Origin of the sequence: Shimia fortis, from assembly GCF_040225985.1 — a bacterium.
In the GTDB taxonomy this organism is placed as follows: Bacteria; Pseudomonadota; Alphaproteobacteria; order Rhodobacterales; family Rhodobacteraceae; genus Shimia.
The window spans coordinates 38,056-53,442 of record NZ_JBBPEU010000006.1 but is presented as its reverse complement, the minus strand read 5'-3'; the positions used below and the strand labels follow the sequence as shown (position 1 = coordinate 53,442).

Below are 15,387 nucleotides of genomic sequence, written 5' to 3'. Positions count from 1 at the left end.
ATTTGCAGTTACTGCGTGACTTCGGTGACATCGGGCAGTTTGTAGGTGCGTTCCAGAACCGCCGCGCCGGGGCGATAGACACGCATCAGGAAATTCCAGCCCTCGGTGATGTCCACGCGGTTGGGCTGCGCGCCGCATTTGGCCTCGGGGCCGTAATGCACGGTGAAGGTGCCATCGTCGTTCAGGGCCACGTTGCGGTCATTGATGATGTTGGTGTCGCTCTTCATGAAACCGTCATTGCCGTAGACTGTAATCGACCAGAAGGCATCATTGGGCGGCACGTCATAGGTGGCGGTGTAGCAGGCATCGGCCGAGGACGGGCCCGTATAGTTGATATAAACCGCGTCCTTCTCGGGGAAGAGGCCCCATGCCCCGGCCACGGCCAGATGGCGCGTGTCTTCGTTGACCTCACCGCGCGGCCCCATCCAGTCGGGTTCATACTGGTCAAACTTCTGGAACTCGACCTCGTAGCCCGCACGCAGGGCCAGCATGCTGTCCAGATCCCACTGCGGTTCAGGGAACAGATCATGGCTGCTGGCGCTGATCTCGAACTTGTTCTGCATCTCGTTCACCAGCGCCACGTCGGCGGGGTCGGACGGATCCATGATCTGGATGCGCATGATGAGCGAGACATATTTGGTGTCGCCCGGAATCTCATAGGTGCCCGGTTCATAGAACACGACCGGCGCGTAGTGGTCATTGTCGATCACGAGGATCGAGAAATAACGGTCATCGGGAAATTCGGGGATGGTGATCGTGGCCCCACCCTCGGTATCGACCACCGCGCCGGCATAAAGCGTGTCGCGGTTCATGCGCACCACCGCCTGCGCATCCAGCGGCGTGGGTTTGCGGATATAGTAGAACCGGTTCACATCACTGCCCGCGTTGAACTGGAACTGCGAAAACGACATATCCACCTCGGCGCGAATATAGCTCTCGGGGGTCACAGTTTCTTGCGCCATAAGCGGCGCGGCAGACAGGGCAAGCACTGAAATTGCGGATTTGAAGTACATGTTTTTCACGATCTCGACTTTCATTAAGGCAAGGACACGCTTTATTAGATAGTCCGCACGGCCATTGTTCAAATGGAATATTTAACAAACCAAGCGCCCAAAAGCGGCGAGACCACTTACCGGCCGGCAGGATTATTCTGCCTTGTTTCAGACCTACTCGCACTTTCCGAAAAGCCATGCTATAAAAGACAAAAGACCTGAGGATGACGCGCGTGAACATGCAAAAACCCCCGGCTCCGCCGACGGAAATGGCCCGCAGCGCGGCAAGTGCCGCCGCCTATCTCAAGACATTGGCCCATGAAGGCCGGTTGATGATCCTGTGCCATCTGGGTTCGGGCGAAAAATCGGTGGGCGAGTTGGAAAGCCTTCTGGAGATCCGGCAGGCCGCAGTCAGTCAGATGCTGGCACGGTTGCGTGAAGAACAGCTGGTCTCGACCCGTCGCGACGGCAAGACCATCTTCTACAGCCTCGCTGACGAAAGCACCGCCGAAGTCATCGGCATGTTGTACCGCCTGTTCTGCGGTTCCGACGACGGCTGAGCCTTGCCTCAGACGGGGCTGCCCCCACGTTTCCATGACTGGTTTGCCAGCAAGGGCTGGCAAGCGCATCCGCATCAGATTGATATGCTGGCGCGGGCAGATGCCCCCTGCACCCTGCTGATTGCGCCCACCGGTGGCGGCAAGACAATGGCTGGGTTCCTGCCCTCGCTGGTCGATCTGGCCGAAGGCGGGCATGAGGGGCTGCATACGCTCTATGTCTCGCCGCTCAAGGCATTGGCGGCGGATATCAAGCGCAACCTGCGCACGCCGGTCGACGAGATGGGCCTGTCCATCCGGATAGAGGACCGCACCGGCGACACCCCGAACACGCGCAAGAAGGCCCAGCGCGCCGACCCGCCGCATATCCTGCTGACCACGCCCGAAAGCCTTGCCCTGCTGACATCCTACGAGGACGCGCCGCGCATGTTCCGTGGGCTGAAACGCGTGATCGTAGACGAAATCCACGCCCTTGCCGAAAGCAAACGGGGCGATCAGTTAATGCTGGCCCTGTCGCGGCTGCAAACCCTGTGCCCCGACCTGCGGCGCGTCGGTCTGTCGGCAACCGTGGACGACCCCGCCGCCATTGCCGGGTTGCTGGCCCGCCATCCGGACCCTTGCGAAATCCTGACCGCCGATCCCGGCCCCGCGCCGGACATTTCCATGTTGCGCACCGAGGCCCCACCGCCGTGGTCAGGAGGCGGCGCGGCCTATGCCATTCCGGCGGTTATGGAGCTGATCAAGGCGCACAAGACCACGCTGATTTTTCACAACACCCGCGCTCAGGCCGAGATTTTCTTTCACAACCTGTGGCTGGCCAACGAGGACGCGCTACCGATTGGCATCCACCACGGATCGCTTGACCGGCAACAGCGCGAACGTGTCGAGGCGGCGATGGTGCGGGGCGAGTTGCGCGCTATTGTCTGCACCGGGTCGCTGGACCTTGGAATCGACTGGGGCGATGTCGATCTGGTGGTGCAGGTCGGCGCGCCGAAGAACGTCAAGCGCCTTGTTCAGCGGATCGGCCGTGCCAACCATCGCTACAACGCCCCGTCCAAGGCGGTTCTGGTGCCTGCCAACAGGTTCGAGGTGATCGAATGCGTCGCCGCGCTTCAGGCGGTGCAAGCGCATGATCTGGACGGCGCGCCCCGCGGTGAGGGGCCGCGCGACGTCTTGTGCCAGCATATCCTGCTGCGGGCGGCAGCGGGGCCGTTCGACGCCGACATCCTGTTCGCCGAGGTCGTGACCGTCGGAACCTATGCCAAGCTGACCCGCGCAGCGTTTGACGCTTGTCTCGATTTTTGTGCCACAGGGGGCTATGCGCTGCGCGCCTATGACCGCTGGCAACGGCTGATGCAGCGCCCCGACGGCCTGTGGCAGCTGCGCGATCCGCGCGCGGCCCCGCAAATCCGTATGAATGCCGGCACGATCCAGGACACCGATACGCTCAAGGTACGGCTCAAACGGGCGCGCGGCGGCAAGCCGCTTGGCGAAATCGAAGAGGGTTTTGCCGCGACACTCAGTCCCGGCGACACCTTCCTGATCGGTGGGCAGATCGTGCGCTATGAAGGCCTGCGAGAGATGACGGTCGAGGTTTCGCGCCACGCCGCGAAGAAACCCAAGGTCGCCACCTTCAACGGCACCAAATTCGCCACCTCGACCCAGCTTTCGCAGCGTATCCTGACCCTGTTGCAACAGCCCGACTGGCCCGATTTGCCGGGGCACACGCGCGACTGGCTGGATCTGCAGCGCACCCGTTCGAGGATGCCGCGTGCCGAGCGTCTTCTGGTCGAGAGTTTCCCCCGCGACGGGCGTGAAAACCTGTGTGTTTACGGGTTTGCCGGGCGCAACGCGCAGCAGACGCTGGGCCTGTTGCTGACCAAGCGGATGGAAGAGACCGGGCTGGCGCCGATGGGGTTCGTGGCGACGGATTACGCCACGCTGATCTGGGGGCTGGACGCGGTGACAGACCCGGCCCGGCTGTTTGAGCCCGAGGCGCTGCGCGACGGGCTGGACGGATGGCTGGCGGGCAATGCGCTGATGAAGCGGACGTTCCGGGCGGCGGCCACCATCGCGGGCCTGATCGACCGCAACACGATCCGGGGGCGCAAATCCGGACGGCAGGCGACGTTTTCCTCAGACATTCTCTATGACACGCTGCTGAAATACGACCCCGACCACCTGCTGATGCAGATTACGCGGCAAGAGGCGATGCGCGGGCTGGTGGATTTTGCGCGGATCGAAGAGATGCTGCACCGGATCGACGGGCGCATCGACCTTGTGCGCACCGATCACGTGACGCCGCTGGCCGCGCCGCTGTTTCTTGAGGTGGGCAAGGTGCGCGTCGACGGCATGGCCGAGGAACGCCTTCTGGCCGAAGAAAGCGCGCGCGTCATGCAAGAGGCCGGGGTCCAGCCCTAGCCGCCCAAGAGCACAACCAATTTGACTTGCCCCCCTGGCGGAATTGCGCCACCAATGTGGCCATGAGCGGGGTAGAAATCACATTGGCAGGCGCGCAGTTGCGGGCCCTCGGGTCCGGGGCACTGTGGTGGCAAGCGCGCGAAATCCTGTGCGTCTCGGACCTGCATCTTGGCAAGTCCGAACGCTTGGCGCGGCGCGGCGGCCCGCCCCTGCCCCCGTATGAAACCCGCGACACGTTGATCCGGCTGGAACATGACCTGCAACTGACCGGCGCCAGCACGGTGATCTGCCTTGGCGACAGTTTTGACGACCGCGAGGCCGCCGAGGCCCTGCCCGAAGCCGAACGCCTGTGGATCGCGCGTTTGCAAGCGGGGCGGCGCTGGGTCTGGATTGAGGGCAACCATGACCCCGGCCCGATTGACCTTGGCGGCAGCCATCTGGCGACCCTGCCCCTGCCACCGCTGACCTTTCGCCATATCGCGCAACCCGGCCAGAGCGGCGAAATCTCGGGGCATTACCACCCAAAGGTGCGGGTGCAGACGCGCCTTCGCACCCTGACGCGCCCGGCCTTCCTGTTTGACAGTGACCGCATCATCATGCCCGCCTATGGCACCTATACCGGCGGCCTGCACAGCACGGATGTGGCGCTGACCGACCTGATGCGCGCCGAGGCGCGCGCCATCGTCACCGGGCAGACTCCGCGTATCGTCGACATGCCGCGCTAGGCATCCGCACTCAGAGCCAGCCCGCCTCTTCCAACGTCGTGTGATAGTTCCGGCTGACCGGTACGCGTTTCCCTTCAGGCAAGCGCAGAAATACACGGGCCTGATCCTTTTCGATGCCCTGCACGGCACGATGCGCCACCCAGTGCGACCGGTGCACACGATATCCATGCACCCCGTCCAGTTCATCGAGTGCATCACGGAACCGCATGCGGATGCTGGCCGACCCGTTGTTGGTGTTGACCTCGACGAAGTGGTCCTTGACTGACATGTGCAGGATGTCGCCCTGCACCTCGGGCGGCAGGCGACGGGCAAGACGGGGCACCTCGGTCAGGGTCATATCGGACTGGTCTTCCGAGGCCGGGGCAAGCGTTTGCGTATGGTGCATCAGCAAAAGCCGCAACACCCCAACCGACGCGTTGATCAGGGCGACATAGCTCAGCAACACCCAGAATGTTGGCGGCTCAAGATCGCTGGAGGCCGCGGCGATAGTGTTGCAGGTCCAGACCGCTCCGGTGACCAGAACGGTGCCCGCGAGGCTGCCCCAGAGAATCGTACGCAGTTTGTTGTCGGGATCCACCACCAGCCGCACCAGAGCATAGCCGGTATAGCCCAGCACCACAGAACTCAGCACGATTGCTCCCCAATAAAGGAACCGTCCGCCCAGTGGCATCGCCGAGAACGTCCCGAAAGGTCCGGCCACCGCCGCGATAAGGGCGGCGACGGCGCCCAAAGTCAGGATCTGCCACGACACCATGGTGGCATAAGTGGAATAGAATCTCTCCAGCCTGATAATCACGACCAGCCTTACAATCTCTCAACACGTATGACGTGGCGGCTCTCTTGACCCGCCGGGAACACACCCCAAAGCTGAGACTGGCAGAGGCGCCGGCTCGAGTAAGGGGGAATCAATATGGGTTTATCACCTGAAATCGTTGAAAAAATCAAAAACAGTTTTGCGCGACAGGCGATGATGGCCACGATGCAGGCCGCAATCGCGTCAATTGGGCGCGGCGCGGTGGACCTGACCAGCCCCTTGCCCGACAGTTGCAAACAGCAACACGGGTTCGGGCACGCCGCCCTGACATTCGGCCTTGGCGACAGCGCCGCCGGATACGCGGCCCTGACCGTGATGCCGCCCGAGGCCGAGGTGCTGACCAGCGAGATGAAGATCCACCTTCTGGCCCCCTGCGCGGGCGACCAGATCAAGGCGCGCGGGCGCGTGATCAAACCGGGCAAACGGCTTGTGATTGTCCAGTCAGACGTCTTTGCCATCACCGGCGACAAGGAAACCCATATCGCGCTGATGACCGGCACCATGGTGCCGGTCCTGCCCAAATAACAAAAAGGGCGGCCCCTGCGCGCCGCCCCGTCTTCACCTTTCCAAAAATACTCGCGCCGCAGGCAGGGCTTACGCAGTAAGCCCTTCCGGCTCGGCCAGACCGTTGGCGCGGCAGCAGGCGGTCACGGTATTGGCCAGAAGGCAGGCAATGGTCATCGGTCCGACGCCGCCCGGCACCGGCGTGATCGCCCCGGCCACTTTCGACGCGCTTTCGAAATCCACATCGCCCACCAGCCTGGTCTTGCCGTCGCGCTCGATCCGGTTGATGCCCACGTCGATCACGGTGGCCCCTTCGCGGATCCAGTCGCCCGGCACCATTTCCGGCCGACCGACGGCAGCCACAACGATATCCGCGCCGCGCACGACCTCGGGCAGATCCTTGGTGCGACTATGCGCGATGGTCACGGTACAGCTGTCGCCCAGCAGAAGCTGCGCCATCGGCTTGCCCACGATATTCGACCGCCCGATCACCACCGCGTTCATGCCCGACAGCGACCCGTGATAATCGCGCAGCATCATCAGACAGCCCAGCGGCGTGCAGGGCACCATCGACTTTTGCCCGGTGCCCAGTAGTCCCACATTCGAGATGTGGAAGCCGTCGACGTCCTTTTCCGGCGCGATCGAGTTGATAATAAGGTCTTCGTTCAGATGCCCCGGCAACGGCAGTTGCACGAGGATACCATGCACCGCCGGATCATTGTTCAGCTTTTCGATCACCGCGAGCAGGTCTGCCTCGGAGGTGTCGGCGTCCATCTTGTGCTCATAGGAATTCATGCCAACCTCGACGGTCTGTTTCCCCTTCGAGCGCACATAGACCTGGCTGGCGGGGTCTTCTCCGACCAGAACCACCGCAAGACCTGGGGTGATGCCGTTTTCCTCTTTCAGGCGCGCCACGTGGCCTGCCACTTTTTCGCGCACGGTGGCGGCAAAAGCCTTGCCGTCAATGATCGCTGCGGTCATCGTCTTTCCTCTCTCACGGTTTCAGGGCCGTCGCCTGCGCGTCGGGCCCGGTCTTTTACTCTTCGGCAATCACCCGCGCTTCGCGCGCGATTGACCAGTCTATCAAATCCCGCCAGAGCCGTTCGACCAGCGCGGGGTCCAACCCCTCGGCCTCTGCACTCTGGCACACCTTCTGCACCACGTCCTCGACCCGGGCCGGAATGCGGGCCGGCCAGCCATTGCCCTTTTTCAACTCGATGGCACGGTCGATATAAGTGGCGCGTTTGGCCAGCAGCCTTACCAGCGTGTCATCCAGCGCGTCGATCTCGGCGCGCAGCGCCTGCATCGTGTCACAGTCCTGTGGTGGGGTCAGGGGTGTCATATCGGGGTCTCCTGCGGCCCAAAGTGTCTTGGGCCGCAGAAAGCGTATTTTGCGCCTTAGAACAAGCCTTCGATCTGGCCTTCGGCGTTCAGGCGGATGTTTTCCGCCGCCGGTTTGCGCGGCAGGCCCGGCATGGTCATGATTTCACCGCAAACGACCACGATAAACCCGGCCCCGGCCGACAGGCGCACTTCGCGCACCGGCACCGAATGGCCAGTGGGCGCACCGCGCAGGTTCGGATCGGTCGAGAAGGAATACTGGGTTTTGGCCATGCAGACCGGCAGATTGCCGTAACCCTGCTCTTCCCAAAGACGCAGCTGGTCACGGATCTTCTTGTCGGCCAGCACCTCGTCGGCGCGGTAGATGCCCTTGGCGATGCGCTCGATCTTTTCGAACAGCGGCAGTTCATCGTTGTAAAGCGGGGCAAACTGGCTGGCGCCGCTGTCGGCGATTTCGGCCACGCGTTGCGCCAGCTCTGCCGAGCCTTCAGAGCCCAGTTCCCAGTGACGCGAGACAATCGCTTCGGAGCCTTGGCTGGTCACGTAATCCTTGACCGCCTGCACTTCTGCGTCGGTGTCGTTGACAAAATGGTTGATCGCCACGACCACCGGCACGCCAAAGGATTTCAGGTTGCCAATGTGACGCCCGAGATTGGCACAGCCTTCCTTGACCGCGTCGACGTTCTCGGCCCCGAGATCGTCCTTGGCGACACCGCCGTTCATTTTCATCGCGCGCACGGTGGCAACCAGAACCACACAATCGGGCGCCAGACCGGCTTTGCGGCACTTGATGTTCATGAACTTCTCGGCGCCCAGATCGGCCCCGAAACCGGCCTCGGTCACCACGTAATCCGCCACCTTGAGCGCGGTCTGGGTGGCGATCACCGAGTTACAGCCATGCGCGATGTTGGCAAACGGGCCGCCATGTACGAAGGCGGGGTTGTTTTCCAGCGTCTGCACGAGGTTCGGCTGCATCGCGTCCTTGAGCAGCACGGTCATCGCGCCCTCGGCCTTGATGTCGCGGCAGAACACAGGCGAGCGGTCACGGCGATAGGCCACGATCATGTCGCCCAGGCGCTCTTCAAGGTCCTTCAGGTCCTTCGCCAGACACAGGATCGCCATTACTTCGGAGGCCACGGTGATGTCAAAGCCACCTTCGCGCGGGAAACCGTTGGCCACGCCACCAAGCGACACGTTGACCTGACGCAGGGCGCGGTCGTTCATGTCGACGACGCGTTTCCACTGGACGCGTCGGATGTCGATTTCCTGTTCGTTACCCCAGTAGATGTGGTTGTCGATCATCGCCGACAGCAAGGAATGTGCCGAGGTGATCGCGTGGAAGTCGCCGGTAAAGTGAAGGTTCATTTCCTCCATCGGCACGATCTGGGCATAGCCGCCCCCGGCTGCGCCGCCCTTCATGCCAAAGTTCGGACCCAGCGAGGCCTCGCGGATACAGATCATGGCGTTCTTGCCAATACGGTTCAGGCCGTCCCCCAAGCCCACGGTGGTGGTGGTCTTGCCTTCACCCGCAGGGGTCGGGTTGATCGCGGTCACGAGGATCAGCTTGCCGTTCTCGCGCTCCTGCACCGAGTTGATGAATTGCTGGCTCACCTTGGCCTTGTCGTGGCCATAGGGCAACAGGTCATCGCTGCTGATTCCCAGTTTGGCGCCGATTTCGAAAATCGGTTTCTTGTTCGCTTCACGGGCGATTTCGATGTCGGATTTGTAGCTCATGGCAGTCCCAGTCAGACAGGTTTGTGATCGTTTCTCTGCCTTTTTGCATAACGACACCGGACCCTGATTCAGGTTGCATTTCCGACATTTCCGACGCTTCTTGCGTCGAAGAAATGCGGTCGGTTTCATTTTGGAAACGAAATGCGCCTGATCGACACCGGCGCACCTCAGGTCGCGCGGGCCTCGTCGAGTCGCTGCCAGACCGGTTGGTCGGGGATGTGCAGGCGCAGAATATCCCCCACTTTCAGGGTGCCCGGGCGTTCCACCCAGGCCGTCACCCCGCGCTTGCCCTCGGCGGCGGCCTTGAAAGCCTTGCCATGGCCGGGCATCTCTTTTTCGATCACCCGACCGGGCAGGACACAGGGGCGGTTTTCCATGTCTACCACCAGGGTCACGCCACTGTCGCCCTGCAACCGGGAGGACGGGGGCACATGGCTGAAATCGGGAATGCCGCGCAGGATGACCGAGGCTCCGACCCAGGCCGGATCGAATTCGGCCACGCCGATGCTATCGGCGATTTGCAGCAATTCCTCTTCCGACAGGATCGAGATTTGCCGCGTATTGGCAATTTCAGTGCCGCGCGGGTGCTGCGACAAGACACGGCTGCACGAGGGGCGTGTCAGCCCCGCGTGACATTCCCCCGCCAGCCCTTCAAAGCCAAGTGCCATCTCGGACAGTTCTTGCGCGCGCAGGTCTTCAACACTGTCGGCCACACGGCCCAGCCACAGGACCTCTGCATAAAATTCGGTGGGTTTCAGCGCGGGCATGGGGATCTCCTGTGTCAGCCTTGGTCAAGGCGCAAGGTGAAAAACAACCGGCGGAACGGGAACAGAACAGTGCCATCCGCCCTCACCGGATATGCCTTGGCCATAGCCCGTTCATAGGCGGCGATCAACTGCGCCTTTTCGTCCGGTTTGGCAGCATCCAGAAAGGGTTTGCCAAAGGTACTTTCGGTGAACAGCCGTACAGGATGCGCCCCGTCGGCGGCAGGCAGGTGTTGCAGATATTCTGTCTGCCAGAGGCGCAGAGTACCCAGTGGCGACAACAAATCGAAATACCCCTCGGGCAGCAGCACGTGCAGGGCGGTCTGCGTGCGGGCCGTGCCATAAACCGCCCTTTCGGCCTCGGCCCAAGCAAGATGCGAGGGCGCGGCGTGTTGCATGGGCATCTGCACCGCCAGCGTGCCCTCCGGCGCCAGTTGGCCAACCAGCGCGGGGATCAACCGGAGGTGCTCCGGCACCCATTGCAGCGCGGCATTCGAGTAAATCAACGCGGGCGGCACCTCTGCCTGCCAATGCGCGATATCGGCCTGCTCTATTCTGTCATATGTTCCTGCCGCCTGTGCCCGCGCCAGCATCGCCGCCGAGTCATCCACCCCGACCATCGGTCGCGCGGGCCAGCGGTGCCGCAAGGCGGGGGCCACTGCCCCACTGCCACAGCCAAGGTCCACAACGCCCCCGTCGGGCAGACCCTGCACCGCCCCCAACAGATCCAGCGCCGGTTGCAGACGCACATCTGCAAAACGTCCATAGCTTTGCGGGTTCCAGTCGTTCATCTTCTTGCTCTTGATCATAAGGGGACGAGACAGACCCATCCCCCACCGGAAAGAGAAAGGCCGGACACTGGGTCCGGCCTTGTTTACGTTAAGCGGTGGGTTCGGGCTCCATGCCGCCATCCCCTTCGGGCTTCTTGCGCGGCTTGGTTTTCGGGATCGCCGTGATGCTGGGCGCGTTGCCCGCATCGGTGTCGTCCGATTGATCGTCTCCCGAATGCGGCGGTTCGCCGTTCATCACGCGTTTGATCTCGTCGCCGGTCAGGGTTTCATATTCCAGAAGGCCCTGCGCCAAACGTTCCCACGCGTCGTTTTTATCGGTCAGGATCTGCAGGGCGCGTTGATAGCCCTGTTCGATCAGGCGTTTCACCTCTTCCTCGATCAGCTCCTTGGTATGCGCCGACACCGAGAAGCCACCGGTATTGCCCTGATAGCCTTCATGCGCCTCGGCATAGTCGATATTGCCAACCTTGTCCGACATGCCCCAGCGCATCACCATGGCGCGCGCCAGCTGGCTGGCCTGCATGATGTCTCCGGCGGGACCGTTCGACACGTGGTCTTCGCCATATTTGATCACCTCGGCGGCTTTTCCGGCCATCGTCATGGCCAGTTTTTGCTCACACTCATCCCGGTGATAGTTCAGACGATCCATCTCGGGCAGCGAAACCACCATACCCAGCGCACCACCGCGCGGAATGATCGTTGCCTTGTAGACCGGGTCACACAGCGGCAGCTCAAGACCGACAACGGCGTGGCCTGCCTCGTGATAGGCTGTCTTCTCTTTCTGATCCTGCGTCAAGACCATGCTGCGGCGCTCGGCGCCCATCATCACCTTGTCTTTCGCGTTCTCGAAATCTTCCATGGTGACAAAGCGGCGGCCCACACGGGCGGCCATCAGCGCTGCCTCGTTCACGAGGTTGGCGAGGTCCGCACCAGAGAAACCGGGCGTGCCGCGTGCGATGATGCGCAGGTCGACATCGGGGCCGAGCGGGGTCTTGCGGGCATGGACGCCCAGAATTTTCTCGCGGCCCTTGATGTCGGGGTTGCCGACGGTCACGTTGCGGTCAAACCGGCCCGGACGCAACAGTGCCGGGTCCAGAACGTCTTTCCGGTTGGTCGCGGCCAGAATGATCACGCCTTCATTTGCCTCAAAGCCGTCCATCTCGACCAGAAGCTGGTTGAGCGTCTGTTCGCGTTCGTCGTTCCCGCCGCCATAACCGGCGCCACGATGGCGGCCCACGGCGTCGATTTCGTCAATGAAAACGATACAGGGCGCGTTTTTCTTGGCCTGTTCGAACATGTCACGAACGCGGGATGCACCGACACCGACGAACATTTCCACGAAGTCCGAACCCGAAATAGTGAAGAAGGGCACGCCCGCCTCGCCTGCAATCGCACGCGCCAGCAGGGTTTTGCCGGTGCCCGGAGGGCCCACCAGCAGCGCACCCTTTGGGATCTTGCCGCCAAGGCGCGAGAATTTCTGCGGGTTGCGCAGGAATTCCACGATCTCTTCCAGCTCTTCCTTGGCTTCGTCGATGCCCGCCACGTCGTCAAAGGTCACGCGGCCATGCTTCTCGGTCAGCATCTTGGCCTTGGATTTGCCAAAGCCCATGGCACCGCCTTTGCCACCGCCCTGCATCCGGTTCATGAAGTAGATCCAGACACCGATCAACAGCAGGAAGGGCAGAAGCGACAGGATGAACGACTGGAAGCCAGATTGTTGCTGGCTTTCCGCCTTGACCGGGATGTTGGCCTCGATCAGCAGGTCGGTCACCTGCGCATCCTCGGGCTTGATCGCAACGAATTCACCCCCGTCATTGGTGCGGTACATCACGCGTTCACCATCAAGGGTCACGCTTGCGACATTGCCGCCATCAACAGCCGCTACAAAATCGGAATACCCGATTTCCCGGCTTTGAAGCGTATTGTTTCCACCGCTGAAGAGGTTGAACAGGGCGAGGATCAGCAGAAACAGAACCACCCAGAATGCGATATTGCGTGCGTTGCCCAAGGCAAAATCTCCCAATCGTCGTGCTCCGCCGTCCCTAACACGACGGATGTTCCTGATAAATAGACATCAGTTCGGCATGTTCAATGCGATAATGCCCATTGGGGCCCGCTCGGGCAGGAAAACAGCGCGTTCCGGCAACAACTCGGCATCCCACGAGGCATTATAGTGCGCCAGAGGGGCAGCGACCAGTGTGTCCCCCCGCCAAACCGAGGGGCTGGCCAGCAGGCTGGCGCGCGGCTGGCCCGACTCGCGCCAGCCCGGCAGGGCCGCGATCCCGTCCTCGCCCAAAGCGCGCAGCGCATCGCCATCCTGCCACGGGCCATTGAGCCGCCAACGATTGTCCCAAACAGGCCCCTTGACCCGAAGGTCACGCACCGCCGCGAATTCCCGCGTCACGCGGCATTGTCCCTTCGCGACCGTGACCAGACAGCCCTGCAAGGTGCCGCCCTGCCCTTGGAAAAGCCCTTGAAGCATGGCGTGCACCGGTGCGCGCCGCGCGCTGTAAGGCGCGCCCGACACCCATTGCAGCGCCGTGACGAAAAGACGTCGGGTAATCTCGGCCGGGGCCGTTTGCAGGGGGGGCAACGATATCAGAACATCGCCCCGATCCAGCGTGACCGTTGCATCGGCCAGCGCCCGCACCTGAGCATCCAGCGCATCGCGGACACGTGACATGTTGTGACTGACCTCGGCCAGATCCGCGGGCGTGATCCCTGCCCCGGCCAACACCCCGAGCGCCTTGCGGATGCGGACACGGTCATAGGACAGATCATCGTTGGACGGGTCTTCAACCCATGCCACGCCCCGCGTGGTCAGCAGCGCGCGCAAGGCAGCGCGGGACACCGGCAGAAGCGGGCGGGCAAAGGTCTGGCCGTTGCGCTTGAAGAGCGGAGCCATCGCGGCAAGGCCATCGACCCCCGCACGCCGCCCCAGACGCATGACAAAGGTTTCCGCCAGATCATCCTGCGTATGCCCAAGCAACATCACATCCACCCCCTGCTCGCCCGCCCAATCGGCCAGCAGGCGATAGCGCGCAGCGCGAGCGGCGTCCTGCAGGTTGCCCCCACCCGGATGATCGCGCCAATGCAGGGTGCTGTGGTCAATGGAAAGCCCGGCACAGATCGCGGCCACCTTTGCAGCCTCTTCCGCGGCCTCGGGGCGCAATCCATGATCGACCGTCGCGGCCACCACCTGCACGGAACAAGAGGTCGCCCACTCGTGGACAAGGTGCAAGAGGGCCAGGGAATCGCTGCCGCCCGACACTGCGACCCCCACGACCTGCACGTCCAGCGGGGTCAGAAACTCCGAAAGGGCGGTGGTGGGGTCGGAAAGAGGCTGACTCAATTGCAGGAGAGCTTTTGCATTTCGCCCTCTGCCTCAGCAACCCAGGGCGATCCGGGATGGCGCACGGCGACCTCGCTCAGCGTGACGCAGGCCTCGTTGGTCTGGCCCAGCCCGCCCAGAGATTTACCAAGACGGAACAGCGCCTCGTCCGCAACGCGGCTTTGCGGGGCGCCGGAGTAGCTGTCGAGATAGGCGCGCGCGGCGCGGGTGGTTTCACCCAGCCCGTCCAGCGCCTCGCCCCGGCGCAGATGCGCCTCGGGTTCCAGCGGGCTGCCGGGATAGGTGGTCAGGAACGCATCGAACTGGTCGGCGGCACTGCGAAAATCACCCTCAGCCAGCGCCTTGGCGGCACGTTCGAAATCGGGGCCTTCGCCCACCGCGAGTTCGGTGGCGGTTTCTTCAGGGGCGAGGCTGGGCACGCTGGTATCGGGTTCTGCCACATCACCGCCCAGCGTGGTGGTTTCGCCCAACTGGCTGACATCGCCGCCTTCCAGTTCCACAAGGCGGAACTCCAGATCGCCTATCCGGTTGGTGCCGTCCTCGACCACGCGATGTACCCGGTTCTCAAGCTGCTCGGTGCGCCCGGTGAGGCGCTGCAACTCGGCCTCGATCGCATCCAGCCGTTGCAGTGTGGTGCCGCTGGTTTCGACCCCCGTGGGCGAACCGGTGGTCGAAAGTTCGCGTTTGAGGCGCTGCATCTCCACGTAAAGCACGGACAGCTGCTGACGCACATCGGCCAGCGTTTCCTCCTTGGTTTGCGCCCACGATGCTACGGGCAACGTCAAGGCCATGGACAGGGTCAGGATCGAAAGCGTCAGACGCATCGGCATCATCCTATCAGCTGCCCAGACCGGCGGTCAGCACCGTCACCGCGCGGCGGTTCTGGGCATAGCAGGACTCAGCCGAGCAGATTTCCAGCGGGCGTTCCTTGCCATAGCTGACCGTGTTCAATCGGTTCGAGGCGATGCCGCGCGACACGAGGAATTCCTTGACCGCGCTGGCGCGGCGGGCACCCAGCGCAAGGTTGTATTCACGGGTGCCCTGTTCGTCGGCGTGCCCTTGGATCACGGCGACATAATCGGTGTTTTCCAGCATCCAGTTCGCCTGCGCCAGCAGGGTCATGCGGGCCTCTTCGGTCAGGGTGGACTGATCGACAAGGAACAGCACCCGATCCCCGACGTTTTGCTGGAAATAAGCAACCGAGGTTGGGTCGTTCACGCTGCCCGGTTCAATTGCGCCTGCGCCGGAACCGGCTCCGCTTGCACTGTCATTGCCGAAAAGGCCGTCATTGTTGCTACAGGCGGCAAGGGTCATGCCCGCCACCAGCAAAACTGCTTTTGTCCAACCGCTCATTCCAATTGCCTCTTGGTATAGGTTCTGTCGTTTCAGATG

General features: G+C 62.5%; 15 protein-coding genes. 4 read left to right on the top strand and 11 right to left on the bottom strand.

The window, feature by feature from the left end; all coding sequences use genetic code 11:
• Positions 1 to 8: 8 nt before the first annotated feature.
• Positions 9 to 1,037 (bottom strand): DUF1214 domain-containing protein, encoded by a 1,029-nt coding sequence (locus tag WNE31_RS10810; RefSeq protein WP_349979783.1) that lies wholly within the window; start codon positions 1,035 to 1,037, stop codon positions 9 to 11.
• A gap of 194 nt (positions 1,038 to 1,231) precedes the next feature.
• Here WNE31_RS10810 and WNE31_RS10805 point away from each other — a divergent pair, with 194 nt between their 5' ends.
• From WNE31_RS10805 to pdeM, 3 genes are all read left to right on the top strand, one after another.
• Positions 1,232 to 1,552, top strand: a complete 321-nt coding sequence (locus WNE31_RS10805) for a metalloregulator ArsR/SmtB family transcription factor (RefSeq protein ID WP_349979782.1) — start codon at positions 1,232 to 1,234, stop codon at positions 1,550 to 1,552.
• A 3-nt stretch (positions 1,553 to 1,555) separates the two neighbouring features.
• Positions 1,556 to 3,970 (top strand): ligase-associated DNA damage response DEXH box helicase, encoded by a 2,415-nt coding sequence (locus WNE31_RS10800; protein ID WP_349979781.1) that lies wholly within the window; start codon positions 1,556 to 1,558, stop codon positions 3,968 to 3,970.
• Positions 3,971 to 4,032: 62 nt separating this feature from the next.
• Positions 4,033 to 4,695, top strand: coding sequence for a ligase-associated DNA damage response endonuclease PdeM (gene pdeM / locus WNE31_RS10795; protein ID WP_349979780.1), 663 nt, complete (start codon positions 4,033 to 4,035; stop codon positions 4,693 to 4,695).
• A 10-nt stretch (positions 4,696 to 4,705) separates the two neighbouring features.
• Here pdeM and WNE31_RS10790 read toward each other — a convergent pair whose 3' ends face one another.
• Positions 4,706 to 5,491 (bottom strand): LytTR family DNA-binding domain-containing protein, encoded by a 786-nt coding sequence (locus tag WNE31_RS10790; RefSeq protein ID WP_349979779.1) that lies wholly within the window; start codon positions 5,489 to 5,491, stop codon positions 4,706 to 4,708.
• Positions 5,492 to 5,605: 114 nt separating this feature from the next.
• Between WNE31_RS10790 and WNE31_RS10785 the strand changes: the two genes are divergently transcribed.
• Positions 5,606 to 6,034, top strand: coding sequence for a PaaI family thioesterase (locus WNE31_RS10785; protein ID WP_349979778.1), 429 nt, complete (start codon positions 5,606 to 5,608; stop codon positions 6,032 to 6,034).
• Between the two features lie 69 nt (positions 6,035 to 6,103).
• Here the strand turns inward: WNE31_RS10785 and folD are convergent, their stop codons facing one another.
• From folD to pal, 9 genes are all read right to left on the bottom strand, one after another.
• Complete coding sequence (gene folD / locus WNE31_RS10780; RefSeq protein WP_349979777.1) at positions 6,104 to 6,994, bottom strand: bifunctional methylenetetrahydrofolate dehydrogenase/methenyltetrahydrofolate cyclohydrolase FolD; 891 nt, start codon at positions 6,992 to 6,994, stop codon at positions 6,104 to 6,106.
• A gap of 55 nt (positions 6,995 to 7,049) precedes the next feature.
• Positions 7,050 to 7,355: a chorismate mutase gene (locus WNE31_RS10775; protein WP_349979776.1), complete on the bottom strand. Its 306-nt coding sequence runs from the start codon at positions 7,353 to 7,355 to the stop codon at positions 7,050 to 7,052.
• Between the two features lie 56 nt (positions 7,356 to 7,411).
• A complete protein-coding gene (locus WNE31_RS10770) occupies positions 7,412 to 9,088 on the bottom strand; it encodes a formate--tetrahydrofolate ligase (protein ID WP_349979775.1) in 1,677 nt (558 codons plus the stop codon).
• 167 nt (positions 9,089 to 9,255) lie between these two features.
• The gene (locus WNE31_RS10765; RefSeq protein ID WP_349979774.1) at positions 9,256 to 9,855 is read right to left on the bottom strand and encodes an MOSC domain-containing protein; all 600 of its coding nucleotides are present in this window, start codon (positions 9,853 to 9,855) and stop codon (positions 9,256 to 9,258) included.
• A 14-nt stretch (positions 9,856 to 9,869) separates the two neighbouring features.
• Positions 9,870 to 10,643, bottom strand: coding sequence for a methyltransferase domain-containing protein (locus tag WNE31_RS10760; protein WP_349979772.1), 774 nt, complete (start codon positions 10,641 to 10,643; stop codon positions 9,870 to 9,872).
• A gap of 88 nt (positions 10,644 to 10,731) precedes the next feature.
• On the bottom strand, positions 10,732 to 12,651 hold the full coding sequence (gene ftsH, locus WNE31_RS10755) for an ATP-dependent zinc metalloprotease FtsH (RefSeq protein WP_349979771.1): 1,920 nt from the start codon (positions 12,649 to 12,651) through the stop codon (positions 10,732 to 10,734).
• Positions 12,652 to 12,717: 66 nt separating this feature from the next.
• The gene (tilS, locus tag WNE31_RS10750; RefSeq protein ID WP_349979770.1) at positions 12,718 to 13,995 is read right to left on the bottom strand and encodes a tRNA lysidine(34) synthetase TilS; all 1,278 of its coding nucleotides are present in this window, start codon (positions 13,993 to 13,995) and stop codon (positions 12,718 to 12,720) included.
• Entirely contained in the window at positions 13,992 to 14,819 is an 828-nt protein-coding gene (gene ybgF / locus WNE31_RS10745) for a tol-pal system protein YbgF (protein ID WP_349979769.1), read from the bottom strand. Before ybgF ends, tilS begins: the two co-directional genes overlap by 4 nt.
• A gap of 13 nt (positions 14,820 to 14,832) precedes the next feature.
• Positions 14,833 to 15,348, bottom strand: coding sequence for a peptidoglycan-associated lipoprotein Pal (pal, locus tag WNE31_RS10740; protein WP_349979768.1), 516 nt, complete (start codon positions 15,346 to 15,348; stop codon positions 14,833 to 14,835).
• Between the last annotated feature and the right edge of the window lie 39 nt (positions 15,349 to 15,387).

Bases quoted from the DNA above. Each gene is read 5' to 3' on its own strand.
- WNE31_RS10760 (WP_349979772.1), bottom strand. From the start codon at position 10,643: ATGAACGACTGGAACCCGCAAAGCTATGGACGTTTTGCAGATGTGCGT.
- WNE31_RS10775 (WP_349979776.1), bottom strand. From the start codon at position 7,355: ATGACACCCCTGACCCCACCACAGGACTGTGACACGATGCAGGCGCTG.
- pal (WP_349979768.1), bottom strand. From the start codon at position 15,348: ATGAGCGGTTGGACAAAAGCAGTTTTGCTGGTGGCGGGCATGACCCTT.
- WNE31_RS10805 (WP_349979782.1), top strand. From the start codon at position 1,232: ATGCAAAAACCCCCGGCTCCGCCGACGGAAATGGCCCGCAGCGCGGCA.
- folD (WP_349979777.1), bottom strand. From the start codon at position 6,994: ATGACCGCAGCGATCATTGACGGCAAGGCTTTTGCCGCCACCGTGCGC.
- ybgF (WP_349979769.1), bottom strand. From the start codon at position 14,819: ATGCGTCTGACGCTTTCGATCCTGACCCTGTCCATGGCCTTGACGTTG.
- WNE31_RS10785 (WP_349979778.1), top strand. From the start codon at position 5,606: ATGGGTTTATCACCTGAAATCGTTGAAAAAATCAAAAACAGTTTTGCG.
- pdeM (WP_349979780.1), top strand. From the start codon at position 4,033: ATGAGCGGGGTAGAAATCACATTGGCAGGCGCGCAGTTGCGGGCCCTC.
- WNE31_RS10765 (WP_349979774.1), bottom strand. From the start codon at position 9,855: ATGCCCGCGCTGAAACCCACCGAATTTTATGCAGAGGTCCTGTGGCTG.
- WNE31_RS10810 (WP_349979783.1), bottom strand. From the start codon at position 1,037: ATGAAAGTCGAGATCGTGAAAAACATGTACTTCAAATCCGCAATTTCA.
- WNE31_RS10770 (WP_349979775.1), bottom strand. From the start codon at position 9,088: ATGAGCTACAAATCCGACATCGAAATCGCCCGTGAAGCGAACAAGAAA.